This is a genomic window from Streptomyces sp. WZ-12, from assembly GCF_028898845.1.
In the GTDB taxonomy this organism is placed as follows: Bacteria; Actinomycetota; Actinomycetes; order Streptomycetales; family Streptomycetaceae; genus Streptomyces.
Window position 1 is genome coordinate 2,370,881 of sequence record NZ_CP118574.1, and the last position, 25,762, is coordinate 2,396,642.

Here is a 25,762-nt window from a genome sequence, read left to right on the forward strand (position 1 = left end):
CTCAGGGTGGCAGAGCGCGACGGCCGGGTGAAGCCCCCGCCCGGCCCGTGGGACGAGCACCCGCCGACCGCGGGCCGCCCGCCTCCCCCGCCAAGGCCGCGCCAGTCCCCCTCGGCCCCGTCAGGCCCCGTACGGGTCCAACGCGCCGTCCTCGCCTGGCTGTTCCGGCACCGCGTCGGCGAGGCGGGCCAGGAGGTCCGCGGCGCGCTTGCCGACCGTCTCCCGGTCCCCCTCCGAGAGGGCCGCGCCCATGCCGACGGCGACCGCGCCGGCCGCTATCCACTCCGGGGCGGTCTCCAGCGTCACCCCACCAGTGGGCACCAACGGCGCCTGCGGCAGGGCGGCGCGGACGTCCCTGACCCAGGACGGGTGATGGCCGGATGCCGGGAACAGCTTGAGGGCGTCCGCGCCCAACTCCAGGCCGCGCACGATCTCGGTGGGCGTCGAGACGCCGGCGAAGACCGGGACGCCGTAGCGGTGGCCGGTGTGGATGACCGAGGCGTCCAGGCTGGGGGCGACCAGGAAGCGGGCGCCGGCGTCCACCGCCATCCGGGCCGACGCGGCGTCAAGGACCGTGCCGGCGCCGATGACCGCGTCGTCACCCAACTCGCGGGAGAGGGTGGTGACCGCCTCCAGAGCGAACGGCGTGGTCAGGGATATCTCCAGGCTCGTGATGCCGGCCGAGAGCAAGGTGTCGGCGGTGGCGCTCGCCTCGTCGTACGTCTTGCTGCGGACGATGGCGAAGACGCGCTGCGCCAGTGCGGCCCGGGTGATCTCCCAGCGATACACGGCAGTTCGCCGTCCTTCCTTCTTCTCCGACGCCCTCGCCGCTGTGACGCGGCTCACGACAGACCCAGGGGCGCGCCGCGCCGGCTGACCGCTCATGGTCCGTATGCCGCCGATGCCCGCCCATTCCTCGTATCTGCCGAAACGCTACCGGCAACCACTGACAATCCTCTCTCGGGGTGCGCCCCCGTGCGCCCCTTCTGCCGAGAATGAGCGGTGAAGAGCGGGAAGTGGCCGGCGGGACCGGGGGTCTTGGGGAGCACGACGGCGGCCGGGGTGCCTGAGCACCCCGGCCGCCGTGGGTTCCGCCCGCGCGCGGGCGTCGCCGCTTCGGCCTCAGCAGCCGAAGTCGACGAGGTTGAACGTCTTGTAGTGGTCAGAGGTGTAGTAGTCCTCCTGGTCCTGCTCGCCGGCGACGATGCGCCGGGCACCGCGGTTCGGCGAGCCGGGCGTGACCACGGTGTACTCGTGGTAGTAGCCCGTGTCCTGGGACGGCAGGATGCCCTCGCGGTTGTCGAAGACGGTGCCGTCCTTCGGGTACGGGAACGGGCCACCCTTGGCGATCAGGTCGAGGGTGTCGTGCGCCTGGGACGGCAACTGGGAATTGCAGACCTTGCCGACCGAGTTGACATGGACGGCCGCGGCGTGGACCGCGGCGTGGTGGGCCGGGGCGGCGGGCGTCGCGGCGACCGCCGTACCGCCGAGGAGGAGGGCCGACGCGAGGGCGCCCGCGGCGCCGATACGGGTAATCCGTGGGGGGATTCTCATGCGCACCAGAATGACGCGCGTAGACATGATCCTGTCAATCCCAAGGAGCCGATGTTTCCCGGGAGTTCACACGGACAGCGCACCGCACCCGCCCTCGTCGACCGCCCGCCACCCACGCGCCACCTTGCGCCCACACCATCACTTCTCAGGAGGAACTCCCCATGCGTGTCAAGGACTTCGACCATCTGGTGCTCACGGTGCGGGACATCGAGCGCTCCTTGGACTTCTACTGCGGGCCGCTCGGCCTGGAGCCGGTCCGGGTGGACGCCTGGCGGGCCGGCGAGGTCCCGTTCCCGTCGGTGCGGGTGAGCCCGAGCACCATCATCGACCTGATCACCGGCGACCGCGCCGGCACCAACGTGGACCACATCTGTCTGGTCGTCGACCCGTTGGACTGGCAGGAGGTCATCGACTCCGGCGCCTTCACCGTGCTGGAGGGCCCGGTCGGTCGGTACGGCGCCCGCGGCGACGCACAGTCCCTCTACGTCGCCGACCCGGACGGCAACACCGTCGAGCTGCGCTGGTACCCCCAGGACGCCGCCTGACGGGCGACTGAAACGCTCACCGGCGTTTTGCCTCAGAGGCAAAACTTTTGCCTCTGAGGCGAAGGCTGGCTATACCGGAAGCATGATCGAGCTCCCCGACGAGCCCTCCGGCACCGCCCCGGAGGAACTGTCCACCGTCGCCCCGCGCCTGCGCGACCTGCGGCGGCGCAACGGGCTCACACTGGAGACCGCGGCCCAACGGGTGGGACTGTCGCCCGCGCACCTGTCGCGGCTGGAAACCGGCCAGCGACAGCCGTCGCTGCCGATGCTGCTGGCACTGGCCCGGACGTACGGCACCACGGTATCCGACCTGCTCGGCGAGGCCGCCCCGGAGCGGGACCCGATCCTGCGGGCCGGCCGCGCCGAGCCCTCCGAGGCCGGCGGCTGGACGTACTGGACCGTGGGCGGCGCCGGACGCGCCATGCAGGCGCTGCGGGTGCACGTGCCGCAGCGGGCGCAGGGCGACCTGGTCCGGGTGCACCCCGGCGAGGAGTGGCTCTACGTCCTCAGGGGCCGCCTGCGGCTGACCCTCGGCGAGGCGGTGCACGTGCTGGACCCGGGGGACGCCGCGCACTTCGACTCGCTCACCCCGCACCGGCTGGCGGCCGCCGCGCCCGGCGGGACGGAGCTGCTGTTCGTGCACACCCTGCTCCAGAGCGGCGCCGCCGAGCTGTGCCTCGGCGGTGGCGCCCCGCACCTCCGCGGCGGCTGAGCCCGCGCCGTCCGCCCCGCTCACCCACCACCGTCCACCGCACCGTTCCGGAAGGGAAGGTCGCTCCGCCATGCCCGACGACACCACCCCCACCCCGTCGACGCCCGACGCCCCTACCTCCCGCCGCTACGTCGAGAACAAGCCACCGCGCGGCGTGTACGTCCGGGTCTTCATCTACGTCGTCGCCACCCACGCGTTGCTGGCCTTCATGAGCCTGCTGGTGCTGATCGCCAAGAACCGCTAGGGCAGGCCCCGGCCGCCGCGGTCGCGGGCCCGTTCGCCCCGACCCGCGATCGGGTGAACCCTGGTGCCGCGCCCTGCCCGGCGGCGTTCCCCGGGCGCGCGGCACGCACACTCCTCGGAGAGCCCCGCCAGACCGAGGAGGACCGAAGGATGCACCGTACGCGCACCGCCGCCGTCGCCGCCCTCGCAGTGGCCCTCGCCGCGCTCCCGTTGACGGGGATGGGGCCGTCCCGCGCCGCGCCGCCCCGGAGGGCCGACGACGCCCGGGACGGCTCCGCGACCGCCGCCCTCTCCCCCGTCCCGCGGTCCGTCCGCGACCGCGGCGATGGCCTCACGGTCACCCCGACCGTGGCCCTCGTCGCCCAACGGGGCACCGACGCCCCGGCGCTGGCGCTGGTGGCGCAATCCCTAAGGGCGGCCGGCGCCCGACGCGTCGTACGGGAGCCACGGGCCGTCCCCAGGAGCGGACGGCTGACCGTCTACGTGGACGGGCCGGGCGCGGACCGCGCCCTGAGGGAGCTGGGGGCGCGCGGCGCCGCCGGGCTCCCCGCGGAGGGCTATGCACTGGCCGTCGGCCGTGGCCGGATCGCGCTGGCCGGCAGGGACGCCGCCGGCACCTACCACGCCGCCCAGACGCTGGGCCAGTTGCTGCCGCACCGCGCCCGCCCGGGCGCCCGGGTGCGCGGCACCGTCGTACGGGACTGGCCGGCGACCCGGCTGCGCGGCGTCGTCGAGGGCTTCTACGGCACCCCGTGGTCGCGCGCCGCCCGCCTGGACCAACTCGACTTCGCCGCCCGGCACAAGATGAACCTCTACGTCTACTCCCCCAAGAACGACGCCTACTTGCGGCAGAAGTGGCGCGACCCCTATCCGGCGCGCCAACTGGCCCAGATCAAGGAGCTGGTGGACCGGGCCCGGGCCCGGCACGTGGAGTTCGCCTACGCGCTCTCCCCCGGGCTGTCCGTCTGCTACGGCTCGGACGCCGACGTCCGGGCGCTGACAGGTAAGTTCGCGACCCTGTGGGGCATCGGGGTGCGGACCTTCGCGGTGCCGCTGGACGACATCAGCTACACCACCTGGCACTGCGCCGCGGACCGGCGGAAGTTCGGGACCGGCGGCGGCTCGGCCGGGAGGGCGCAGGCCCAGTTGCTCAACCGCGTCAACCTGGAGTTCATCGCCCGCCATCCGGGCGCCCGGCCGCTCCAGATGGTGCCGACCGAATACCACGACCTCAAGGCGACCCCGTACAAGGCCGCGCTCGCCGCCCAACTGGACCGGAACGTCCTGGTGGAGTGGACGGGCGTGGACGTGCTCGCGCCCACCATCAGCGCCGCGCAGGCCCAGCAGGCCCGCACGCTCTTCGGCCACCCGATCCTGCTCTGGGACAACTACCCGGTCAACGACTACGTCACCAAGCGGCTGATGCTCGGGCCGCTCAACGGGCGGGGCATCGGACTGCCAGCCCGGCTCGCCGGGTTCACCGCGAACCCGATGATCCAGCCCGCCGCGTCCGAACTGGCCCTGGCCACCGCCGCCGACTACGCCTGGAACGACCGGGCGTACGACGCGCGGGCCTCCTGGGACCGCGCCATCGCGGAGCTGGCCGGCGGCGACGCCCGCACCGCCCGCGCCCTGCGGGCCTTCGCGGACGTCAACTACGCCTCGGGGATCAACCCGCGCCAGGCTCCCGAACTGGCCGCGGCCCTGGCCCAGTTCCGCCGGGACGGTGGGGCGCGGCGGCTGGACGCGGTGCTGCGCGACCTGCGGGACGCGCCCGGTGTGCTGCGCGGCCGGCTCGCCGACCGCCGCTTCGTCCGCGAGTGCGCGCCCTGGTTGGACGCCACCCGGGCCTGGGGCGTGGCGGCCCGTGAGGCCCTGCGGCTGATCGAGGCGACCCGGACGGGCAAGCGGGCGTCGGCCAGTCAACTGCGGGCACACATCCAGGAGTTGGTGGCGCGGGCGAAGTCGTACGTCTATGTGGACATGGCGGGGAAGCGGATCCCGGTGGTGGTCGGCGACGGGGTACTGGACGCCTTCGTCCGGGACGCGTTGGCCGGGCGGCGCGCGCAATGAGGTGATCCGGTCCCGTCCCCGCCCCTGGTGGCCGGCGCCTACGCCCAGGCGTCGGCCGCCGCCTCGCCCCTTACGAGAGGAGATCGCCATGGCCCGACCCACCCGCCCGACGTCCGCCACCGCACCGAGCCGCAGCGCCGCGCGCCGCCGGGACAGCAACGCCCCGCGTCCGAGCGCCACCACCGTCCTGGAGGAGGCGGTCCGCGCGCTCGCCCCGGAGGACGGCGCCAACCGGCTCGTCCAACGGATCGCCGCGGGACAGGCGCCGCGTTCGGTGTTCGCCGCGTTCGCCCTGGAGCAGCGCCACCTCATCGCCGCCGACCGGCTCAGCTTCCAGCACCTGGCGCGCCGCGCGGACGGCGATCCGCCGGTGGCGGACTTCTTCGACCTGCTCGCCGAAGAGGAGTCCCGGGCCCTGGCGCGGTTGGCCGGGCTGACGGACGCCTGCGCGCTCACCGACCGGGACGTCGCCGGGTACCGGCCGCGCCCCGGCTGCCAGGCGTACCCGTCGTACGTGGCCCGCCTGGCGCTGGGCGCCGAGCCGGCCGACGTGGCGGTCGCGCTCACCGCCAACTTCGCGGCCTGGGGCGGCTACTGCGCCACGATCCGCGCCGCGCTGCGGGAGCACTACGGCTTCCCCGCGGCGGCCGACGGCTTCTTCGCCCTGTTCGCCGAGCCGGCGCCGGAGGTGGCGACCGCGGCCCGGGCGGCGGTCCAGCAGGGCCTGGACACCGGGCAGGCGCGTCCGGAGCGGGCGCACCGCTACGGGCAACTCCTTCAGGCGTACGAGGTGATGTTCTGGAACTCGCTGGACGAGTGATCCGTTTCCCGCGTGACGGAACGGATCACGGCGGGGAGGACCGGCGGTGGGATCACGGATGGCGGACGGGGAAATGCTGGCGCGCGGCGGAGTTGACGGCGCGGACGGGGCGGCGGGCCGCCGCGACGTTCGGGGTCGGGGCGCCAAGAGGCGCGGACGACGGCGCGGGTCCGGAGAACGGCCCTCCGGAGGCGGTGGAGGCGGCGGGGTTACTGCGGGCGGAGCTGGCGGCCGCGTTCCCGGACGTGGCGGTGTGCGGCGGGACGGTCGGGGCCCGCCCGGATCCGGCCGGTCCGCGCTGGATGATCGCCCCACCGCCCCGTACCGACGATCCGGCCCGGCCGCTCTGTCTGGCCTACGAGGACGCCTCCGGCCCGTCGCTCGGCGTGGTCCAACTCCCGTTGGGCGGGCGGACGGTGGCGGCCGGGCGCGGGCTGGGCTGCCGGCTGCTGGCCGACGGCGGCACGGAGCCGGCGGACTGCCGCCCGGTGCGGACCGGCGGGCGCGCGGAGTTGACGGGCGCGCGGGCGCTGACGGACGGCCCGGCTGGCTGGCCGGAGCCGCTGCTGACGGCGGTGCACCGGCGGGTGGCGCTGACGGCCTCCGGGGGCGGGGCGTTGGACGTGGTCACCGGCCGGGCGGATGCCTGGCTGAGCATCGGCCCGGTGACGTACGGGGAGCGTGCCGCGCTGACGGTGGTCGTGTCGGAGGCCGGCGGCCGCATCACGGACCTGAGCGGCACCCCGGTACTGACGGGCGACGGCTCGGTGCTGGTCACCAACGGGCCGCTGCACGAGGGGTTCCTGCGGCTGATCGCGGAGGCGGGCGGGCACGGGCCGAAGCCGGTGGTGGACGCCCCCGATCCCGGCTGGGCGGCCGAGGGGGCCGCGCTGACGGAGGGGCTGCGGGCGCTGCTCGGCCCGTTGGCGCTGCGCGCCGAGCACATCGGGAGCACGTCGGTGCCGGGGATGGCCGCCAAGCCGGTCTTCGACGTCCAGGTGAGTGTGGCGGATCTGGCGGAGGCGGCGGTGGCCTTCGACGGGCCGCTGGCCGGGGCGGGGTTCGAGGCGGCCCCGCATCTGCGCGATCACGTTCCGGCGGGCCGGGCGGACGCCCCCGAGCGCTGGGCGAAGCGGTTCTGGTCGCGGCGCGGCGGGCCCGGGCCGGACGTCAACCTCCATGTGCGGCAGGCCGGTTCGCCCAACGAGCGGCTGGCACTGCTCTTCCGGGACTGGTTCCGGGCGCATCCGGAGGCGGTGCCGGCGTACGCCCGGTTCAAACGGGAGTTGGCGCACCGGGTCCCCGAGCTCGGCGCGTACGCCGACGTCAAGGACCCGGTGGTGGACCTGGTGATCGAGGTCGCCGAGCCGTGGGCGGCGGCGACCGGCTGGCGGCCCTGACGGGCATCTGTGGCGAAGCCCATCAGGACCATGACGGCCGGCCCGTTCCGGCGGGCTAGACCGGAGTCAGTCCTCCGACTTCCCCTGCCCACCGCCTAGTTGACGGTGTCGGGCAGCCAGCCGGTCCGCTCCCTCCGCGGTGAGCGAGCCGTGCAGCCGGAGCCGCGCGATGCCGCCGTCGGGGAAGATGTCGAGCCGGACGTGGGTGGCGGCCGGGGCGTCGTCCAGCAGGAAGCGGTGGACGGTGTCGGGCTGGAGCCGGGTGCGGGGCAGCAGTTCGGTCCACTCGCCGTCTTCGCCGTCGCGCCCGAGGAGCGCGGCCCAGCCGGCCGCGTTGCCCTTGAGGTAGCCGGTGTCGATCTCGACCGCGCGGATCACGGAGCGCTCGGTGAGGCGGTAGCGCACCCAGTCGTTGCCGCTGCCGCGGCGGCGCCGGGTCTCCCAGCCGTCGTCCATCTTGCGGGAGCGGCCCGGCCGGATGGTGTTGGTCGGCGAGGAGTAGAAGCGGTCCGAGGCGTCCTCGACGCGGCCGCCGTTCTCCAGCGCGACGAGGTCGAAGGTGCCCAGCGCGGCGAGCCAGCGGGGCTCGGGGACGACCTCGCCGTGGACCCGGAGGCGGGCGATGCCGCCGTCGGGGTGCTGGTTGAGCCGGAGGTGGGTGAAGCGGCGCTCGGCGTGGACGGCGAAGCCGTTGGCGGCGTGCCCGCCGATGGCGGTGCGCGGGACGAGGGTGGTCCAGGCGACGCCGTCGGCGAGGAGCTCGGCCGGCGACGGGGAGCCCTCGACGCAGGCGCCCTCGATGCTCACCGACTGCGGGTAGTTGCCGCGGAAGTGGGCGGTGTCGACGACGATGCCGCGGATCACGCCGGGGGCGCCGAGCCGGATCAGCGCCCAGTCGTGGTCCTCCTCGGTCGGGAAGGGACGGTCGCCGTCGGCGCCGCGCCGGCGCCGGGTCTCCCAGCCGTCCATGATCTTGCCCTTGTGGCCGAAGCGCTCGGGGTCGAAGACCGCCGGGTCCGGCTTCAGCAGGTTCTCCCGTTCGGCGAAGAACTCGTCGTTGGCGGCGAGCACGCCGGCGCCGAGCCGCCGGTCGGCGAGGTCGGGCAGGTGGGAGAAGGGGAAGCCGGCCGCACCTGGGGCGCGGTAGTCGGCGTACGGGTCGCCGCCCCCGTAGGGGCTGGCGTCGCCGGTGTACTGGGGCAGCTCGCCGGTGGTCATGCGCGCGGCCTTTCGAGCAGTTCGCCGGTGGGCTCGGCGAGGGTGGTGCCGTCGTTGATCTGCCGGCCGCGCAGCCAGGTGGAGCGGACCACGCCGCGGAAGGTCTTCCCCGCGTAGGCGGTGATCTTGTTGCGGTGCTGGAGCTCGGCCGGGTCGACGGTGAAGGTCGCCTCCGGTGCCAGTACGGCGAAGTCGGCGTCCTTGCCGGGCGCGATGGCGCCCTTGGCGTCGAGGCCGACGAGCCGCGCCGGGGCTGCGGACATCCAACGGACCACGTCGTCCAGGGTGTGGCCGCGCTCGCGGGCGGCGGTCCAGATGGCGGGCAGGCCGAGTTGGAGGGAGGAGATACCGCCCCAGGCCGTGCCGAAGTCGGGGGTCTTGAGGTCGAGGGTGGAGGGCGAGTGGTCGGAGACGATGCAGTCGATGGTGCCGTCGGCCAGGCCCTGCCAGAGCACGTCCTGGTTGCCGGCCTCGCGGATCGGCGGGCAGCACTTGAACTCGGTGGCGCCGTCCGGGACTTCCTCGGCGGTGAGGGTGAGGAAGTGCGGGCAGGTCTCGACGGTGATCCGGACGCCCTCGGCGCGGGCGGCGGCGATCATCGGCAGCGCGTCGCCGGAGGAGAGGTGCAGCACGTGCACCCGCGCGTCCAGCTTCCGGGCCAGGTCGATCAGGCCGGCGATGGCGTCGTTCTCGGAGGCGCGGGGGCGGGAGGCGAGGAAGTCGGCGTACTTGGGGCCGTGCACCTCGGGGGCGGCGTCCAGGTGGCCGGGGTCCTCGGCGTGCACGATCAGCAGCCCGCCGAAGCCGGCGATCTCGCCGAGCGCGGCGGCCAGTTGCTCCCGGTCGACCTGCGGGAACTCGTCGACACCGGAGGGCGACAGGAAGCACTTGAAGCCGAAGACCCCGGAATCGTGCAGCGGGCGCAGGTCCTTGACGTTGCCGGGGATGGCGCCGCCCCAGAAGCCGACGTCGATATGGGCCTTGGTGCGGGCGACCTCACGCTTGGTGTCGAGGTTGGCGACGGTGGTGGTGGGCGGGAGGCTGTTGAGCGGCATGTCCACGAGGGTGGTGATCCCGCCGGCCGCGGCGGCGCGGGTGGCCGTCCAGAAGCCCTCCCAGTGGGTGCGGCCGGGGTCGTTGACGTGTACGTGGGTGTCCACCAGGCCGGGCAGCAGGACGTCGTCGCCGAAGTCCGCGACCCGGGCCCCGGCCGGGGCCGCCGCGTCGTACGGCAGGACGGCCACGATCGTGCCGTCCTTGACGGTGACGGAGGCGGCGCGCGTCCCCTCCGGGGTGACGACGCGAGTGGAACGCAGCACCAGCTCTATTTCGGACACCCAGTACCTCCCATATCGTTGCTCCATGGTCGCAGGTCGGCCCGCGCGGGGCACGGCTGCCGCGGGCCGTGCCGCCCCGGACGCACCTCTCCGGAAGCCGGGAATTCCGGTGCGGACCGCCGGTATACAGAAATTCAACAATCTGTTGAGTGAGTTTTCACTTCGAAACCCGGCCCGTCAAGACCCCTGTGCGGCGGCCGGGCCGGCGCTCACGTCCGCCCGCTCCGGTTCCGCCGCCGCCTCCCACACCTCGCCCCTGACCTGCGACGGGATGACGCCCTGCGGGATCGGCCCGGTGCCGGCGGCGGCCCGCTCGCGGCCCGAGACCGCCGCGTAGAGCAGCCCGGCGATCGACATCCCGAAGACCCAGGAGAACGGCGCCACGGCGTGGAAGAAGGGGATCAGCGCCAGCGCGGCGGAGACCGCGGCGGCCGGCAGGAACGCGATCACGGCCTTGGGGTTGTAGCCCCTGCGGTAGTAGTAGGCGCCGGCGGCATCGGCCGAAAACAGCGCATCGACATCGATCCGCCCCCGCCGCACCGCGTAGTAGTCGACGAGCAGGATCGCCACCAACGGGCCGAGGAAGGCCCCCAGCGCCCCCAGGAAGTACTGGATCACCAGCGCCGAGGAGTACAGCTTCCAGGGCAGGACCAGCACCGCCAGTACCGCGGTGATCATGCCGCCGCGCTTGAAGTCCAGGTACTTCGGCAGCAGGTTGGCGAAGTCGTAGGCGGGCGAGACGAAGTTGGCCACGACGTTGATGCCGATGGTGGCCACGATGAAGGCGAGCGCGCCGACGATGGTCACGACCGGGTTGTTGATCTTCTGGATCACCTTCACCGGGTCGTAGATCGCCTCGCCGAAGACCGCGATGGTGCCGGCGGTGACCAGGACGGCGACCACCGCGAAGGCCGTGAAGTTCACCGGCAGCCCGATCAGGTTGCCCCTCCGGTAGGAGCGGTGACTGGGCGTGAAGCGGGCGAAATCGGAGTAGTTGAGGACCAGCGTCAGGAACGTGGCCACCGTGAGGCTGACCGCGATCAGGCTCTGCTGGAGCTGCACGGTGCCGCTGAGCCCGGTCAGGCTGCGGGTCAGCGAGATGTCGCCGTGCGCCTTGATGACGAGGTAGAGCGCCAGCGCCAGCACCACCAGCCAGACCACCGGCCCGGTCGCGAAGTCCTGGACCTTGCGGATGAACTCCATCCCGCGGGTCAGCAGGAGGGCCTGCAACCCCCACATCACCATGAACGCGATCCAGCCCAGAGTGGACAGCCCCAGCACCGAGTTGTGGTGGTACGCGTCCAGCCCCGGCGCGATCTGGAGCGTCAGCAGCACCACGGCCGTCGAGGCCAGCCAGGTCTGGATGCCGTACCAGGCCACCGCCATGACCGCCCGCAGCAGCGCCGGGATGTTGGCGCCGTAGACGCCCCAACTCGCCCTCGCCAGCACCGGATACGGGACGCCGGTGCGGTGCCCGGCGTGCCCCATCCGGTTCATGAACCAGTAGACGATCGTGATGCCGGCCAGCAGCGCGGCGAACACCCCCCAGGCCGGCAGCCCGAGCACGAAGAGGCTGGCGGCGAAGGCGTAGTTGCTGATCGCGTGGGTGTCGGACATCCACAGCGCGAAGACGCTGTACGTGCCCCAGCTGCGCTTCGCGGCCGGCGCGAGGTCCTCGTTGAACAGCCGCGGGTCCGGTGGCCCCGGGCGGCCTTGCGGGGATGTGCTCATGTGTCCTCCCAGGCAGGTTGGGTGGAGCTTAGGAAGCAGTCGTCAGATGCCTGATGTCTTGCGCGAAAAATCGTGGTTACGGGCGGGATCCCGTTGCCGGCCCTGGCCTCCCGCACCCGGCAGCCCGAGGTGGGCGCCGAGCGGCCAGGAGCCGATGGCCTTCGGGCGCGGCGGCGCGAAACTCCGTTGCGTACTGGTGGTCAGCCCGAGGCCGACCACCGCCTCGGCGAACTTCACCGCGGCGGCGACGCCGTCCACGACCGGCACCCCGAGCGCCGTCGCGACCCTCTCCTGGAGCCCGGCCATCCCGCCGCACCCCAGGCAGATCACCTCCGCGCCGTCCCGGACCACGTGGCGCGCGGTCTCGATGATCACCGCGACGGTCCGGTCGGGATCCTCCTCCAACTCCAGGACGCCCAGGCCGGTTCCGCGCACGCCGGCGCAGCGCTGGAGCAGCCCGGCGGTCAACAGCCGGTCCCGGATCTGCGGTACCGCGCGGTCGAGGGTGGTGACGATGCCGTACGCGTGGCCGAGCATCAGCGCCATCTGGGCCGCGGACTCGGTGATGTCCAGGACGGGGACGTCCAGCAGTTCCTGCGCCCCCTCGCGGCCCGGTTCACCGAAGCCGGCCATGACCAGCGCGTCGAACGGGGTGTCCAGGGTGGCGAGCCGGTCCAGGACGGCGGCGGCACTGAGGTACCCCTCGAAGTGCCCCTCGATGGACTCGGGTCCCCACAGGGGTTCGGTGGCGAGGATCTCGGTGCCGGGGGCGGCGACCGCGGTGGCGGTGGCGCGAATCGAAGCGGTCATGGAAGCCGTGGTGTTCGGGTTCATCACGAGAAGGCGCATGACACTCCAGCAATTTGGAGGATTCCATAGAATGGATAGTAGGTTTCGCGCAGCAGAACGTAGCTATGGCCACTGGCACCGTCAAGAGATCTGCGCAAGGAGCCTGCCCCTCCGGACTCATGGGCGCTGACCGGCGGGAACGACTGTGCGGTACGCGGTGTACCCGCGCGGCACGACCGGTAGGCTGCTCCGGTCGGGCCCGGCGCCCGTAAGGCGTAGAGCTTCAGCCCGATCCGACCCCGCCCCGAAAGGAACGCGACGTGCCGCCGTCCAGCGCCAGCACCTCCGCCGCCGATGCCAAGCCAGCAGGCGCCAGCGGTGGGGTCCAGTCCCTTGAGCGCGCCTTCGACCTGCTGGAGCGGATGGCCGACGCCGGCGGCGAGGTCGGCCTGAGCGAGCTCTCCGCCAGCAGCGGGCTGCCGCTGCCGACCATCCACCGGCTGATGCGCACGCTGGTCGCCTGCGGCTACGTCCGGCAGCAGCCCAACCGCCGGTACGCCCTCGGGCCGCGGTTGATCCGCCTCGGCGAGAGCGCCTCCCGCCTGCTGGGCACCTGGGCCCGACCGTTCCTGGCCCGCCTGGTGGAGGAGACCGGCGAGACCGCCAACATGGCGCTCCTGGACGGCGACGAGATCGTCTATGTCGCGCAGGTGCCCTCCCGGCACGCGGTGCGGATGTTCACCGAGGTCGGCCGCCGCGTCCTGCCGCACTCCACCGGCGTCGGCAAGGCGCTGCTGGCCAACCACCCGCCGGAGGAGGTCCGCGCCCTGCTCGGTCGCACCGGCATGCCCGCCGCGACCGACAAGACCATCACCGACCCGGAGCGCTTCCTCGACGCCCTCGCCGACGTCCGCCGCCTCGGCTACGCCGTGGACGACAACGAGCAGGAGATCGGCGTCCGCTGCCTGGCGGTCCCGGTCCCCAACTCGCCCACTTCCGCGGCGATTTCCATCTCCGGCCCGACCGGCCGGGTGACGGAGGCCGCGACCGACAAGATCGTCCCGGTGCTCCAGGACGTGGCGGCCCAGTTGTCGGTGGCGCTGGCCAACCAGACGCCCGGGTGACGCCCGGGTGGGGCGGCCTTCGGCACCGCCTCACCTCGTCGGTAACCGCCCGAAGCGGTCGATCCGTTCCCGCACCTCGGACAGCGCCGGCGACAGCGCGCTGACCGAGCCCACCGCCCCGGCTATCAGCAGCAGCGAGCGGCGCAGCCGGGCCACCTCGGGCCGCCCGTGGCTCACCATCGCGTCCAGCGCGGCCAGTTCCTCGTCCGCGGCCGGCCGGTCCGATAACTCGCCGGGGAGCGCGGCCAGTTGACGACGGAGCCGGGCCACCGCAGCCCGCAGCTCACGCACCCGCGGGTCGCCGGTGTCCCCGGCCGAACGGCTTTCCCTCTTCAACTGCTCCACAACTGCGGCGCCCTCCAAGGCCGTTGCCCGTTCCGCGATGCGGGACAGTTAACGCCACTCTGCGCCACCCGCGCCATACGCAGAGCAAAAAAACCGGCCCGCGGGCCGGTCCGGCGAGGCACCCGCACCGTCGCGCTGCGTGAAACCGGGCCACCGGCCCGTCCCCGCGGGCTCGTTGCGCCTCATGCCGGGGCACCGGGAGGCGTCCCTCACCCCGCCTCCCCTGGCTGGTTTTCACCCCTCGACCCTCGATTCCCCGACCCCACGACCGGTTTCGCCCCCTCTCGCACGCCCCTCCCGCCCCTCGCGGCCACTTCGCGCGCCGCGCACGCCCCGCGCGCGAGTACCCGGCCGCTTCCTGACCATGCGTCAGCACGTGCGTTCCCCAGGACGCCCGTTGGCGTGGGCGCGTCCCGTACAAGGCGTATGGCGCGGCGCGATGGAGCATTCTCCCTTCCGGGGAAATATCCGGCATATCACTGGATCGCATAGCGCCGGATCGCACCGCACCGGAACACCGCACCACTGAATCGGAGAACGCCATGGAGCCCAACCCCGGCCCCACCCCCGGCCCGGACCCCGACCCCGACTCCCGGCGCATCAGCGTCATCCGGCTCATCTGCCGGGCGTACGGCCTGACCGACGCGTCCGAGATCACCGAGGAACACATACACCGCTACGTCAGCGAGCGCCGGCGCGTGGACGAGCGGACGGACCAGCTCCGGGACCGGCTGCGGCCGTGGATCCCGCGCCAGCGGACATCGGGGGACGCGGCCTGAACCAGGGCCGCAGGGGCGCCGCGCGCCGCCATGAGGTAAGCAGATGCCATGGCACATCCAGGGGAGAGCGCAGGCGCCGGGGGGCGGGCGGGCCACGCACGGCCCGAGGGGAAGGTGGCCGGGCTGCTGCTCGCCGCGGGCGGCGGGCGGCGGCTGGGGGGCCGGCCGAAGGCACTGCTCGACCACCGGGGGCGCCCGTTGGTCGAGCATGCCGCCCGCGTCCTACGGGACGGCGGCTGCGGCCCGGTGCACATCGTGTTGGGCGCGGCCGCGGAGACCGTACGGGACCGGGCGGAACTGACCGGCTACCACGTCTCGGTGAACCCCAACTGGGCCGCGGGCATGGGGAGTTCGCTCCGGGTGGGGCTGGCCGCGCTGGCCGGTGCGGAGGCGGACGCCGTGGTGGTGTCGCTGGTGGACCAGCCGGGCATCGGGACCGCCGCGGTGGCCCGGGTGGTGGCCGCTTCCACGGGGCGCGGGGCGCTGGCCGCCGCGGCGTACGGGGGCGAGCGGGGGCACCCGGTGCTGTTCGGCGCCGACCGGTGGGCCGACATCGCGGCGAGCGCGGAGGGCGACCGGGGGGCGCGGGCCTATCTCCGGCAGCACGCCGACACGCTGACGCTCGTCGAGTGCGGTGACGTGGCCGAGCCGTACGACATCGACACGCCGGACGACCTGACGCGGCTGGAGTGACGGGCCGACCGGGCGGGCTCGCCGCGCAGAACGCCCGCCGCGGGCGGAAGTTGACGGGAAACCGACGCCACGGAGCCCCGCCGGGGCGGGAGTAATGGAGAGTGACCACGGTGGCACCGAGAGCCATTCGATCACCACTTCTGTCGACTCGGAGAATCTCGACGTCAACAAACCATTGAAGTTCCGCGATAAGGAAACTAGTCTCCACTGGTCAGAAGCGCCCTGTACCCGAACGGCGCCCGCGACCGTATCTCGGAACTGGCGGCACCCGGTGCCGCCCAGGTGCCCCGGCGGCCGCCAGGCACCGCCGCTGAATGGAGTGACAGCTCATGTCCGCACCAGCGCCGTCCCCGCTGGCCATCGTCGAAGTCGACCCCGCGCACACCCCGGAACGCCAGGGCGAGGTCCTCACCGGCGCCGCGCTCGCCTTCGTCGCCGAGCTGCACCGGCGGTTCACCCCCCGCCGCGACGAGCTGCTCGCCCGCCGCGCCGGGCGCCGCGCCGAGATCGCCCGGACCAGCACGCTGGACTTCCTGCCCGAGACCGCACAGGTCCGCGCGGACGACAGTTGGCGGGTCGCCGAGGCGCCGGCCGCGCTCAACGACCGCCGGGTCGAGATCACCGGTCCCACCGACCGCAAGATGACCATCAACGCACTGAACTCCGGCGCCAAGGTCTGGCTCGCCGACTTCGAGGACGCCTCCGCTCCCACCTGGGAGAACGTCGTGGGCGGCCAGCTCAATCTGATCGACGCCTACGAGCGGAAGATCGACTTCACCGACTCCCGCACCGGCAAGTCCTACGCCCTCAAGCCGGCCGAGGAGCTCGCCACCGTCGTGATGCGGCCGCGCGGCTGGCACCTGGAGGAGCGCCACCTGCAGTTCGAGGGCCGCCCGGTCCCCGGCGCGCTGGTCGACTTCGGCCTGTACTTCTTCCACAACGCGCAGCGCCTGCTGGACCTCGGCAAGGGCCCGTACTTCTACCTGCCGAAGACCGAGTCGTACCTGGAGGCCCGCCTCTGGAACGAGATCTTCGTCTTCGCCCAGGACTACGTCGGCATCCCGCAGGGCACCATCCGCGCCACGGTCCTCATCGAGACCATCACCGCCGCGTACGAGATGGAGGAGATCCTCTACGAGCTGCGCGACCACGCCTCGGGCCTGAACGCCGGCCGCTGGGACTACCTCTTCTCCATCGTCAAGAACTTCCGGGACGGCGGCGCCAAGTTCGTCCTCCCGGACCGCAACGCGGTGACGATGACCGCCCCGTTCATGCGCGCCTACACCGAACTCCTGGTCCGCACCTGCCACAAGCGCGGCGCGCACGCCATCGGCGGCATGGCGGCCTTCATCCCCAACCGCCGGGACCCGGAGGCCAACGAGAAGGCGCTGGCCAAGGTCCGCGCCGACAAGGACCGGGAGGCCGGCGACGGCTTCGATGGCTCCTGGGTCGCCCACCCCGACCTGGTCCCGATCGCCCGCGCCTCCTTCGACGCGGTCCTCGGCGACAAGCCCCACCAGAAGGACCGCCTCCGCGAGGACGTCTCGGTCGCGGCCGCTGACCTCATCGCCATCGACTCCCTGGACGCCAAGCCCACCTACCAGGGCCTGGTCGACGCCGTCCAGGTCGGCACCCGCTACATCGAGGCGTGGCTGCGCGGCCTCGGCGCGGTCGCCATCTTCGGCCTCATGGAGGACGCCGCCACCGCCGAGATCTCCCGCTCGCAGATCTGGCAGTGGGTCGACGCCGGCGTCGTCTTCGCGGAGGAGGGGCACGCCGGCACCAAGGTCACCGCCGACCTGGTCCGCCGCATCGCCGCCGACGAACTGGCCGCCATCCGGGCCGAGTTGGGAGACGAAGCCTTCGCCTCCGGCAAGTGGCAGCAGGCCCACGACCTCCTCCTGAAGGTCTCCCTGGACGCCGACTACGCCGACTTCCTGACCCTGCCGGCCTACGAGCTGCTGGGCTGATCGACGACGGCCCCGGGCCCGCGCACCCCCGCTCCGGGGTGGGCGCGGGCCCTTCGTCGTCCCGGGAACCCCACGAGTACCATCGCCGCATGCCGCCCGCCTCCCCAGAAGCCCCCCTCCCCGATTCCACGAAAACCCCCTCCGCGGCACCCCAGGCCACTAGGATGCACGCTGGTCCAGCGGGCAGCGGGCAGCGGGCAGCGGGCAGCGGGCAGCGGGCAGCGGGCAGCGGGCAGCGGGCAGCAAGTCGGTGTTGTTCGCGGTGCGTTCGGCGGTCGCGCTGCACCGGCTCCTGGACGTGCTGCCGGTCTTCGCCGGTGACCCGCGCATCCGACGCCACTTCACCCTCGTCCCCGGGTCCGCCTTCGCGGCCGAGGCGCTCGGCGGGCTGGACGGGGCCGGGGCCCGGCTCGTGCCGTGGGACGACGCCGTCCGAACCTCCTACGACCTCGTCCTCGCCGCCAGTCCCAAGGGCGACCTGGACCGGCTCCGCGGCCCGCTCGTCCTGCTGCCGCACGGCGCGGGCTTCGGCAAGTCGCTTCCCGGGGAGGGCTCGGCGGACTCCGCCTCCGGGTTGGACGCGACGTTCCTGATGCGGGACGGCGTCCCGCTCGCGGATCTGCACGCCCTGGCCCACGGCGACCAGGTCGCCGCGCTGACGGCGCGCTGCCCCGCCGCGGCCCCGCGCGCCGCCGTCGTCGGGGACCCCACCCTGGACCGGCTGCTCGCCTCCCGGGGGCGGCGCGAGCGGTACCGTGCCGCGCTCGGCACCGGCGGCCGCCGGCTGGTCGTCCTCACCTCCACCTGGGGACCGGAGTCCCTCCTCGCCCGGCACCCCGGGCTCCCCGCCCGACTCGTCGCCGAACTCCCGCAGGACGCCTACCAGGTGGCGCTCGTCCTGCATCCCAATGACCACAGCGAGACCGGGGCTCAGGACCTGGCCGAGTGGCTCGCCCCGGCCGTCGCCGGCGGGCTGCTGGTGCCCCGTCCCCACGAGGAGTGGGCCGCCGTCCTGGTCGCGGCGGACGCCGTGCTCACCGATCACGGCTCGACGGCCCTGTATGCGGCGGCCCTGGACCGGCCGCTGCTCGCCGTCTGCGACGGCGGCGCGGAACTGCTCCCCGGCAGCCCGATGGCGCGCCTGCTCACCGCCGTTCCCACGTTCCGCTCGCCGGACGACCTCGACGCCACCGTCGCGCGGCACCGGCCGGGGTCCGTCCGCGCCCTGGCCGACGGTGCCTTCGCGGAGCGGGGGCGGGCGCTGGAGTGGCTGCGGGCCGCGGTATACGGGCGGTTGGGGTTGTCGCCGCCTGCCGCGCCCGCCGAGCCCCGGCTGCTCCCGCCACCGCGCTGCACCGCCCCCGCGCCGGTCGCCTGGGCGGTCCGCACCACGGTCGACGGCACCACGGTCACCGTCGAGCGCCATCCGCCGGGCGGGGAAGGCCCGTTGGGGCACCTGGCCGTCGAGGAGGACGCCGCCAGCGTCCGGCACGCCCGGTCGGCGGCGGTGCTCTTCCGCCGCGCCCGCCCGGCATCCGGCGACACCGCCTGGACGGCGGGCGGTTGGACCGCCCATGCGCTCGCCCGCTACCCGGGGCGCCGCACCGCCGCCGTACTGCTCGCCGCCGACCGTTGCGTGCTGCGCCGGCCGGGCGGGGCGCTGCTGTCCGTCCGGATCGCGGCCCGGGAGGAGGCCGGTCGGGTCCACCGGCCCGATCCGGCGGCCGTGGTGTCGGCGGTCCACGCCTGGCTCGCCCGCTCTGCGGCGGAGGTGACCTGGCCGGTGACCCTCATCTGCCGGATCGGCGGCCGGAGTTACCGCGCCCGGCTGGCGCCCGCCACCGAGGACGAGGCCGCCCTGGAGGTCTGAGCGGCCGGCCGGGGTCGCGGTCACTCGCGCGGGCGGCCGCCGGCCCGTTCCCGGACCGCGCGGGCGGCCTCCCGGTAGGCGGTGGCCGCGGCGTCGTCCCCGGTCTCCGCGACGAGTTCGGCGAGCGCGTGCAGCACCCGCACCTCGTCGGTGGTGGAGCGGCGTCGGCGGGCGCCGTCGAGGGCGGCCTCGTAGAGCGCGCGGGCCGGCTCCGGGCGGCCGCGGCGCCGCAGCACCCGCCCGAGGGCGAAGCCGGTGCGCGCGGTCATCCGCTCGCGCCGCTGCTCCCCCGCCCTCTCGTGCGCCCGGGTCAACTCGGCCTCGGCGCGGTCGAGTTCGCCGAGTCCCTCCCATGCCTGCCCGAGCAGATAGCCGAGCAGCAGCACGCCGTAGGGGTTCGGGATCTCCGCGTGGAGGCGGGCGGAGCGCTGGTAGTCGGGGACGGCGGCGGCCCAGTGGCCCTGTTCGGCCTGGAGCCGGCCGCGGAATTCGAGCGCCGAGGCGTACAGCTTGCGGTCCTGCGCGTCGGTGCCGAGCAGGGCCGCACCGCTCACCGCGGCGTCCAACTCCCGGCCGGCCTCCTCGTACCGCTCGCTCTCCCACAACGGGCGCGCGAGTTGGCAGCGCATCCGGATGGTGGCCCGCAGGTCCTCGGCGCGCTGGGCGGCGTCCCGGCCGGCGCGGAAGGAGTCGATGTGGTCGGCGCTGCCCGGGTGGTCCAGGAGGTGCGTCCACAGGGGCTCGCACAGTGCCCAGGACTCGGCGTGCAGCCCGACGGCGGACGCCAGGTGGACGCCGGCGTGCAGGACCCGCCGCTCGGCGTGCAACCAGTGCAGGGCGGCCGGCTTGTCGGGGAAGTCCAGGTCCGGTGCGTCCGGGAGCGCGGCGGTCGGCGGGGCCAGGGTCAACCGTCCGCCGGTGGCCAGGCGGTCGGCGCGCTGGGCCTGGCGGAGCAGCCAGCGCAGCAGTCGGCGCCGCCCGTCGTCCGCCTCGTCCGGTGCCCCGTCGGCGGCGGCCCGGCGGCGGGCGTGACCGCGGACCAGGTCGTGCATCCGCAGCCGTTCGGCGGGGGCGTCGCTATCCGGGTGGGCGTCCACGGCGTCCGGGTCCGGGCCGGCGTCGAGCAGACCGGCCCGCTCCAACTCCGCCAGCGCGTCCATGGCGGCGTCCGGGCCCGTACCGAGGAGGGCCGTGGCGGCTTCCGGGGAGAGGGCCACGCCGGGGAGGGCGGCGAAGAGCCGGTACGCGGCGCGGGCCTGCGGGGCGAGGTCCGCGTATGCGGTGTCCCAGACGTGCTCGATGTCCGGCACCCCCTTCTCCCGTAGTTCCGCGGCGAGTTCGGCGGTCAAGCGGGTCCAGCCGCGCCGCCTGTTGCGGCGCACCCAGCGGCCGGCGACCCGCAGCGCGGCCGGCAGCCCGCCGCACCCTTCGGCGAGCGCGGCGGCGGTCTGCGGACGGGCGGTCAGCGCCGGGTCGTCGACGGTGTGCAGCAGGAGCCGTACGGCGTGCTCGTCGGCGAGCGGGCGGAGCGGGAGTTCGACGGCCGTGCCCGGTTCGAGGTCGTCGAGGCGGTGTTGGCCCGCCAGGATCACCACGCTGCCGGGCGACGACGGCAGCAGCAGGGCGGCCTCCGCCTCGAAGCCGCGGACGTTGTCCAGGACGACCACCAGGCGGCGGGGCCGGGTCTCGTCCCAGTATTGGCCGCGGCGGGCGGCGAACGACCGCTCCACCCAGTCGCGTTCGACGCCCAGGGTGCGCAGCAGTTGGCCCAGGGCTTCGTGGGTGTCGACGGCGCCGGCGCGCCGGTCCGCGTCGAGGTCGGCATAGAGGACGCCGTCGGGGCAGCGGGCGTGCAGGCGGCGGGCGAGCCGGAAGGCGAGTGCGGTCTTGCCCACGCCGGAGAGGCCGGTCAGCGCGATGATCAGGGGTCGGTCGGCCGACTGGGCGTCGAGCCATGCCTCGGCGGCCTCCAGGGCCGCGGACTGCTCCTCCTCGCGGTTCTCGAAGTGCCCGATCTCCGGCGGTAATTGACAGGGGGTTCGGCGGGGCGCGGACGTTCCCGCGGCGTGCATGTGCACCGTTCCGATGTGCCCGGCCTGCACCAGGTGCTGCACCTCGGCGCCGCCGCCCACGCTGTTCCATGTCTCTTCGGCCACGGGGCAACTCTAGGGGCAGGCGACGGCCGTTCGGCACCGGAACGCGGCGGTCCACGGGGTGGCCGGGCTGCGGTGGGGGTGGTTGTCAGTGGCGGCTCGTACGGTGGGGACATGCTCGGTCGCGGGGCGTGCGGGCCGTGGTGTGGGGGGTGCGGTCGGCGGGCGGGGCGGTTCATGTGAGGACCGCACCCAGTGCCACGAAGGCGCAGATCAGGACGGAGAGGAGGGCGAGGTAGGGGGCGACGAAGCGGAGGTAGGTGTCGTAGCCGATTTTGGCGAGGGAGACGCCGCCCATGACGACGGCGGTGGTGGGGACCCAGAGGTTCATCCAGCCGCTGGCGGCCTGCCAGGCGGTGACGACGACGGGGCGGGCGACGCCGGCGAAGTCGGCGAGCGGGGCGAGGATGGGCATGGCGAGGGTGGCGTGCCCCGAGGTGGAGGGGATCAGGAAGGCCAGGGGGAGGTTGACGACGAAGACGATCACGCCGAAGAGGGCCGAGGGGGTGCCGGCGACCACGCCCTCGATGGAGTGCAGCACGGTGTCGGTGACCTTGGCGTTGTTCATGATGACGGTGACGCCGCGGGCCAGGACGATGACCAGCGCGGGCGAGATGAAGTCGGCGGCGCCCTGGATGAAGGTGGCGGTCAGGCGTTGCTCGCCCATCCGGGCCAGCAGTCCCACCAGCACCGAGCCGACCAGGAACATCGCCGCCAACTCCGGGAAGGACCAGTCCAGTTCCCAGGAGTAGGGGGTGGCGTCGGCACGGCCGGTGAGGGCGCCGGACCACGGGATGACCGAGAAGATCATGAAGGCGAAGAGCAGGGTGACGCCGAGCAGGACCGCCTTGTGGAGGCCGGTCAGCGGCGGGGGTTCGGCGGTGTCCGGGGCGGTCTGGGCGTGGGCGCGGTCGCCGGGGAGGAAGCCGCACAGCGAGCGGTCGGGGTCGGCGCGCACCCGGCGGGCGTAGCGGATGACGTAGGCGATGGTGACGGCGGTCAGCACCAGCCACATCGCGACGCGCAGCGCGATGCCGTCGCCGAGGGAGATCTCGGCGGCGGAGGAGGCGACGCCGGTGGCGAACGGGTTGACGGTGGAGCACAGCACGCCGATGCCGGCGCCGAGGATGATCGCGCCGGTGGCCACCAGGCGGTCGAAGCCGAGGGCCAGCATCAGCGGGACGATCAGGCCGTAGAAGCCCAGGGTCTCCTCGGCGAAGCCCTCCACGGTGCCGAGGAGGGAGAAGACCGCCATCACGCCGGCGATGAGGAGGGCGCCGCGGTCGCGGAGGCGGTGGGCGAGGCGGCCGATCCCGCGGTCCAGGGCGCCGGTGGCGAAGACGACGGTGATGAAGGCGCCGATGGCCAGGACGAAGAGGAACACGCCGGCGCTGCCGTACAGTTCGCCGACCAGGTCCGGGCCCACCAGGCCGGTCTTGGCGTCCCGGACGCCGTAGAGACCGTTGACCGGGGAGAGGAAGAGGTCGCCGAGCCGCTCGGGGAAGGTGCGGCCGGAGGGGGCGGAGTGGTAGGTGCCCTGGAGGGGGCGGCCGGCGGTGGTGCGGGTGTAGGTGCCGGCGGGCAGCACGAAGGTCAGCGCCCAGATGACGATGGTGACCAGGACAAGGACGGTGAGGGCGCTGGGGAAGGTGAAGCGGCGGCCGCCGGTGTCCTCGCCGTCCGACGCGGTCGCGCCGTTGGCCGACGGCGTCGAGGCGCCGTCGTCGGGCGGCTTCGGGGCCTCGTCGTCGGACGCCCCCGGGGTCATGCGGTGCCTCCGGGCCGGTGCGCGGCGGCGTACCCGGCGAGGAAGGCGGCCTCGCCGAGCAGCGCGCCGCGGCGCTCGGCGCGCGGGACCCGTTCGGTGGGGCCGTGCGGATTGCAGGGGCCGCCCTCGGCGCCGAAGAGCAGGACCGCGGCGCCCAGTACCGTCGCGGCCGGGGCGTTGGCCAACGGGAGGGAGCGGCCGGACGGCGCGTGGACGGGGGCGTCGCCCCAGGCGCGGCGCGGCGCGGTGCGGGCGGCGCGGTAGGCGGGGCCGTCGGTGGCCGCCTCGTCACCGGGGCCGGTGTCACCGGGGACGTCGGTGGGCTCGAACGGCGGGGAGCCCCAGGGGTGTTCGGCGCCCGGCGGCCGGGCGTCGTAGGGCGCGTAGCGGAGGGCGGTGGGGGCGTCCGGGGTGGGCGGGGGCACGCTGGCGGTGCTCGCGGGGCGGCGGTGTCGGGGAGGTTCAGCTCGCCGATCTCGGTCACGACGGCGCCCCGGAGGAGTTCGACGACGAGGTCGCGGGCCTGGCGGACGGGTTCCGGCGAGAAGCCGGGGAGGGCGGGGGACGGGGTGGCGGCGAGGCGTTCGGGGTCGGCGCAGAGGTCGTCCATCAGTCGGTCGACGGTGGCCTCCGGCGTCGACGCCGGCTCCGGCGCGGGGACTTCGTGGGGCACGCGGGCCCCCTCTCTGTGGCGCCCGACCGCGGGGCGCACACGTTGACGGTCTGTCAGCTTTTGGGTCCAACGGCACCATATCGGGCACATGGGGCGCGGCGAGGTCGCCACGTTGGGGGCGACGGGCGCCATGTCGCGGGTGACGGCCGGCGGTTGACGGCGCGCCGCGACCGTGGGTGCGCCGCGTCGCGCGGGGCGCCGCGCACTCCCCGCGGGCGCGCCCTCGCGGCACCGGTCGGCGGCAGGGGTTCGCTCTGCTCTGGGCGCAGTAGCGGCGCGATAAGAGCGGGCGGGTGGGAACGGGTGGCGCGGCGGCGGGGGCAGGTGCGCCACGCGGCGGTCGAGGTGCTGGGGGCGCAGGGAGCGCGATGGCTGACATACCAGGCCGTGGACCGGGCCGCGGGCGTGCCGACCGGGACCACCTCCCCCTACTTCCGCAACCGGGCGGCGCCGGTCGACGGCATCGCCGAGCATCTGCTGGCGCCGGAGCGGCGGGAGTGGGCGGCGCTGGCCACCGGGCCGGCGCCGGTCGGCCCGGGTGAACTGGCCGGGGCGATGGCCGCGTTCGCCCGGCGCGCCGCGGGGCCGGGGGTCCCGTACCGCCGCGCGGTTGGCGCTGCCGCTGGAGTCGTCGGCGCGGCCGGAGCTGCGGGCGCCGCTCGATCGGGGCCGGCAGGCGGTGCTGCGGCACGGCACGGAGTGGGTGCGGCTGCTGGGTTCCGGGGCGCCGGAGCGGCACGGGCGAATCCTGGTGGACCACCTGGAGGGGGTCGTGCTGCGCCAAAGGGCCTTTCCGGAGGGCGCGTTCGACCCGGCGGAGGAGATGCGGGCCCTGGTGGGCGGGCTGTTGGGCGGCAGTGCGGACTGAGGGCGCGTCGAGCGGCGGGCTACGGGGACCCGCGCCGCAAGGGCGGGGAGAGTCACGCGTCCGGCCAACAGAAGGGCACGACGACCGCTCCAACTACCCGCCAAACAACGGACGTTGTCTGTTCCCGACGCCTGTACGGCGCCCAACGAGTCTGATAGGAAAGGTTCCTAACGATTGGGGAACCCCCCACGGCCCACTCCGACAGGAGGACTCCATGCGCTCCCGATCGATAGCCAGAACCGCCACCCGCGTCGCGCTCGGCCTGGCGCTGCTCGCCGTCCCCGCGACCGCGGTCGCCACCACCGCCGCACCGGCCGACCGGGCCCCGGCCCGGACCGTCCCCCACGCCCCGCGGGCCGCCACCGGCCTGGACGACCCGGCGAAGAAGGAGATCGCCATGCAACTGGTCTCCAGCGCGGAGAACTCTTCGCTGGACTGGAAGGCGCAGTACAAGTACATCGAGGACATCGGCGACGGCCGCGGCTACACGGGCGGCATCATCGGCTTCACCTCCGGCACCCACGACATGCTGGAGCTGGTCGAGCTCTACACCAAGCGGAAGCCCGACAACATCCTGGCCACGTACCTGCCGGCGCTGCGCAAGGTGGACGGCAGCGACTCGCACGAGGGCCTGGACCCCGACTACCCCAAGGACTGGCGGAAGGCCGCGGCCGACCCGGACTTCCAGAAGGCGCAGAACGACGAGCGGGACCGGGTGTACTTCAACCCGGCGGTCAAGCAGGGGAAGGCCGACGGGATCGGCGTGCTGGGCCAGTTCGCGTACTACGACGCGATCGTGATGCACGGCGACGGGAGCGAGCCGACCAGCTTCTCCAGCATCCGGAAGCGGGCACTGGCCAAGGCCAAGCCGCCGGCCCAGGGCGGCGACGAGAAGACCTACCTCAACGCCTTCCTCGACGCGCGGGTGTGGGCGATGAAGCAGGAGGAGGCGCACAGCGACACCAGTCGGGTCGACACCGAGCAGCGGGTGTTCCTCAAGGGCGGCAACCTGGACCTGCACACGCCGCTGGACTGGAAGGTGTACGGGGACAGCTACCACATCGGCTGACCTACGCAGCGCCCCAACGGCCCGTAGG

At 74.0% G+C, this 25,762-nt stretch carries 23 protein-coding genes; 13 read left to right on the forward strand and 10 right to left on the reverse strand.

What is annotated here, in order from left to right:
- Positions 1 to 120: 120 nt before the first annotated feature.
- Together PV796_RS09910 and PV796_RS09915 are read right to left on the reverse strand one after the other, a co-directional pair.
- Positions 121 to 789, reverse strand: a complete 669-nt coding sequence (locus PV796_RS09910) for a bifunctional 4-hydroxy-2-oxoglutarate aldolase/2-dehydro-3-deoxy-phosphogluconate aldolase (RefSeq protein ID WP_274912575.1) — start codon at positions 787 to 789, stop codon at positions 121 to 123.
- Positions 790 to 1,122: 333 nt separating this feature from the next.
- Complete coding sequence (locus PV796_RS09915) at positions 1,123 to 1,554, reverse strand: ribonuclease domain-containing protein (protein ID WP_274912576.1); 432 nt, start codon at positions 1,552 to 1,554, stop codon at positions 1,123 to 1,125.
- A 161-nt stretch (positions 1,555 to 1,715) separates the two neighbouring features.
- Here PV796_RS09915 and PV796_RS09920 point away from each other — a divergent pair, with 161 nt between their 5' ends.
- The 6 genes from PV796_RS09920 to PV796_RS09945 all read left to right on the forward strand — a co-directional run bounded on the left by PV796_RS09920 (position 1,716) and on the right by PV796_RS09945 (position 7,347).
- Positions 1,716 to 2,099 (forward strand): VOC family protein, encoded by a 384-nt coding sequence (locus PV796_RS09920; protein ID WP_274912577.1) that lies wholly within the window; start codon positions 1,716 to 1,718, stop codon positions 2,097 to 2,099.
- 82 nt (positions 2,100 to 2,181) lie between these two features.
- Positions 2,182 to 2,811 (forward strand): helix-turn-helix domain-containing protein, encoded by a 630-nt coding sequence (locus PV796_RS09925; RefSeq protein WP_274912578.1) that lies wholly within the window; start codon positions 2,182 to 2,184, stop codon positions 2,809 to 2,811.
- Positions 2,812 to 2,881: 70 nt separating this feature from the next.
- The gene (locus PV796_RS09930) at positions 2,882 to 3,055 is read left to right on the forward strand and encodes a DUF6126 family protein (protein ID WP_274912579.1); all 174 of its coding nucleotides are present in this window, start codon (positions 2,882 to 2,884) and stop codon (positions 3,053 to 3,055) included.
- A gap of 149 nt (positions 3,056 to 3,204) precedes the next feature.
- Complete coding sequence (locus tag PV796_RS09935) at positions 3,205 to 5,127, forward strand: beta-N-acetylhexosaminidase family protein (protein WP_446750584.1); 1,923 nt, start codon at positions 3,205 to 3,207, stop codon at positions 5,125 to 5,127.
- Positions 5,128 to 5,215: 88 nt separating this feature from the next.
- Positions 5,216 to 5,947: a transcriptional regulator gene (locus PV796_RS09940; protein ID WP_274912580.1), complete on the forward strand. Its 732-nt coding sequence runs from the start codon at positions 5,216 to 5,218 to the stop codon at positions 5,945 to 5,947.
- 92 nt (positions 5,948 to 6,039) lie between these two features.
- On the forward strand, positions 6,040 to 7,347 hold the full coding sequence (locus PV796_RS09945) for an inositol monophosphatase family protein (protein WP_274912581.1): 1,308 nt from the start codon (positions 6,040 to 6,042) through the stop codon (positions 7,345 to 7,347).
- Positions 7,348 to 7,413: 66 nt separating this feature from the next.
- Here the strand turns inward: PV796_RS09945 and alc are convergent, their stop codons facing one another.
- The 4 genes from alc to PV796_RS09965 all read right to left on the reverse strand — a co-directional run bounded on the left by alc (position 7,414) and on the right by PV796_RS09965 (position 12,482).
- On the reverse strand, positions 7,414 to 8,565 hold the full coding sequence (gene alc, locus PV796_RS09950) for an allantoicase (protein WP_274912582.1): 1,152 nt from the start codon (positions 8,563 to 8,565) through the stop codon (positions 7,414 to 7,416).
- Complete coding sequence (gene allB / locus PV796_RS09955) at positions 8,562 to 9,902, reverse strand: allantoinase AllB (protein WP_274912583.1); 1,341 nt, start codon at positions 9,900 to 9,902, stop codon at positions 8,562 to 8,564. The genes alc and allB overlap by 4 nt, the downstream gene beginning before the upstream one ends.
- Before the next feature lie 177 nt (positions 9,903 to 10,079).
- Complete coding sequence (locus PV796_RS09960) at positions 10,080 to 11,633, reverse strand: NCS1 family nucleobase:cation symporter-1 (protein WP_274912584.1); 1,554 nt, start codon at positions 11,631 to 11,633, stop codon at positions 10,080 to 10,082.
- 42 nt (positions 11,634 to 11,675) lie between these two features.
- Entirely contained in the window at positions 11,676 to 12,482 is an 807-nt protein-coding gene (locus PV796_RS09965) for an aspartate/glutamate racemase family protein (RefSeq protein WP_274912585.1), read from the reverse strand.
- A 260-nt stretch (positions 12,483 to 12,742) separates the two neighbouring features.
- Here PV796_RS09965 and PV796_RS09970 point away from each other — a divergent pair, with 260 nt between their 5' ends.
- Positions 12,743 to 13,546 (forward strand): IclR family transcriptional regulator, encoded by an 804-nt coding sequence (locus PV796_RS09970; RefSeq protein WP_274912586.1) that lies wholly within the window; start codon positions 12,743 to 12,745, stop codon positions 13,544 to 13,546.
- Between the two features lie 30 nt (positions 13,547 to 13,576).
- Here the strand turns inward: PV796_RS09970 and PV796_RS09975 are convergent, their stop codons facing one another.
- Complete coding sequence (locus PV796_RS09975) at positions 13,577 to 13,891, reverse strand: DUF5955 family protein (protein ID WP_274912587.1); 315 nt, start codon at positions 13,889 to 13,891, stop codon at positions 13,577 to 13,579.
- A gap of 542 nt (positions 13,892 to 14,433) precedes the next feature.
- Here PV796_RS09975 and PV796_RS09980 point away from each other — a divergent pair.
- From PV796_RS09980 to PV796_RS09995, 4 genes are all read left to right on the forward strand, one after another.
- On the forward strand, positions 14,434 to 14,670 hold the full coding sequence (locus tag PV796_RS09980) for a hypothetical protein (protein WP_274912588.1): 237 nt from the start codon (positions 14,434 to 14,436) through the stop codon (positions 14,668 to 14,670).
- A gap of 114 nt (positions 14,671 to 14,784) precedes the next feature.
- Positions 14,785 to 15,363 carry a nucleotidyltransferase family protein gene (locus PV796_RS09985; RefSeq protein ID WP_274918954.1) on the forward strand — a complete coding sequence of 193 codons (579 nt, stop codon included), beginning with the start codon at positions 14,785 to 14,787 and terminating at the stop codon, positions 15,361 to 15,363.
- Positions 15,364 to 15,692: 329 nt separating this feature from the next.
- Positions 15,693 to 17,333 (forward strand): malate synthase A, encoded by a 1,641-nt coding sequence (aceB, locus tag PV796_RS09990; RefSeq protein ID WP_274912589.1) that lies wholly within the window; start codon positions 15,693 to 15,695, stop codon positions 17,331 to 17,333.
- 250 nt (positions 17,334 to 17,583) lie between these two features.
- Positions 17,584 to 19,203: a translation initiation factor 2 gene (locus tag PV796_RS09995; RefSeq protein ID WP_274912590.1), complete on the forward strand. Its 1,620-nt coding sequence runs from the start codon at positions 17,584 to 17,586 to the stop codon at positions 19,201 to 19,203.
- A 20-nt stretch (positions 19,204 to 19,223) separates the two neighbouring features.
- On the opposite strand, the gene PV796_RS10000 is transcribed toward PV796_RS09995, so the two are convergent.
- From PV796_RS10000 to PV796_RS10010, 3 genes are all read right to left on the reverse strand, one after another.
- The gene (locus PV796_RS10000; protein WP_274912591.1) at positions 19,224 to 21,359 is read right to left on the reverse strand and encodes an AAA family ATPase; all 2,136 of its coding nucleotides are present in this window, start codon (positions 21,357 to 21,359) and stop codon (positions 19,224 to 19,226) included.
- Positions 21,360 to 21,531: 172 nt separating this feature from the next.
- The gene (locus tag PV796_RS10005; RefSeq protein WP_274912592.1) at positions 21,532 to 23,124 is read right to left on the reverse strand and encodes a YfcC family protein; all 1,593 of its coding nucleotides are present in this window, start codon (positions 23,122 to 23,124) and stop codon (positions 21,532 to 21,534) included.
- Positions 23,121 to 23,549 (reverse strand): hypothetical protein, encoded by a 429-nt coding sequence (locus tag PV796_RS10010; RefSeq protein ID WP_342456897.1) that lies wholly within the window; start codon positions 23,547 to 23,549, stop codon positions 23,121 to 23,123. The genes PV796_RS10005 and PV796_RS10010 overlap by 4 nt, the downstream gene beginning before the upstream one ends.
- Before the next feature lie 858 nt (positions 23,550 to 24,407).
- On the opposite strand from PV796_RS10010, the gene PV796_RS10015 reads away from it, so the two are divergent.
- Positions 24,408 to 24,665, forward strand: coding sequence for a hypothetical protein (locus tag PV796_RS10015; RefSeq protein WP_274912593.1), 258 nt, complete (start codon positions 24,408 to 24,410; stop codon positions 24,663 to 24,665).
- 214 nt (positions 24,666 to 24,879) lie between these two features.
- The gene (locus PV796_RS10020; RefSeq protein ID WP_274912594.1) at positions 24,880 to 25,734 is read left to right on the forward strand and encodes a chitosanase; all 855 of its coding nucleotides are present in this window, start codon (positions 24,880 to 24,882) and stop codon (positions 25,732 to 25,734) included.
- Positions 25,735 to 25,762 lie beyond the last annotated feature (28 nt).

What these genes read in the sequence shown, in the direction of transcription:
- PV796_RS10005 (WP_274912592.1), bottom strand. Translation starts at nt 23,124, where the DNA reads ATGACCCCGGGGGCGTCCGACGACGAGGCCCCGAAGCCGCCCGACGAC.
- PV796_RS09930 (WP_274912579.1), top strand. Translation starts at nt 2,882, where the DNA reads ATGCCCGACGACACCACCCCCACCCCGTCGACGCCCGACGCCCCTACC.
- PV796_RS10020 (WP_274912594.1), top strand. Translation starts at nt 24,880, where the DNA reads ATGCGCTCCCGATCGATAGCCAGAACCGCCACCCGCGTCGCGCTCGGC.
- PV796_RS09960 (WP_274912584.1), bottom strand. Translation starts at nt 11,633, where the DNA reads ATGAGCACATCCCCGCAAGGCCGCCCGGGGCCACCGGACCCGCGGCTG.
- PV796_RS09980 (WP_274912588.1), top strand. Translation starts at nt 14,434, where the DNA reads ATGGAGCCCAACCCCGGCCCCACCCCCGGCCCGGACCCCGACCCCGAC.
- PV796_RS09935 (WP_446750584.1), top strand. Translation starts at nt 3,205, where the DNA reads ATGCACCGTACGCGCACCGCCGCCGTCGCCGCCCTCGCAGTGGCCCTC.
- PV796_RS09940 (WP_274912580.1), top strand. Translation starts at nt 5,216, where the DNA reads ATGGCCCGACCCACCCGCCCGACGTCCGCCACCGCACCGAGCCGCAGC.
- PV796_RS09965 (WP_274912585.1), bottom strand. Translation starts at nt 12,482, where the DNA reads ATGCGCCTTCTCGTGATGAACCCGAACACCACGGCTTCCATGACCGCT.
- PV796_RS09915 (WP_274912576.1), bottom strand. Translation starts at nt 1,554, where the DNA reads ATGAGAATCCCCCCACGGATTACCCGTATCGGCGCCGCGGGCGCCCTC.
- PV796_RS09920 (WP_274912577.1), top strand. Translation starts at nt 1,716, where the DNA reads ATGCGTGTCAAGGACTTCGACCATCTGGTGCTCACGGTGCGGGACATC.
- alc (WP_274912582.1), bottom strand. Translation starts at nt 8,565, where the DNA reads ATGACCACCGGCGAGCTGCCCCAGTACACCGGCGACGCCAGCCCCTAC.
- aceB (WP_274912589.1), top strand. Translation starts at nt 15,693, where the DNA reads ATGTCCGCACCAGCGCCGTCCCCGCTGGCCATCGTCGAAGTCGACCCC.
- PV796_RS09925 (WP_274912578.1), top strand. Translation starts at nt 2,182, where the DNA reads ATGATCGAGCTCCCCGACGAGCCCTCCGGCACCGCCCCGGAGGAACTG.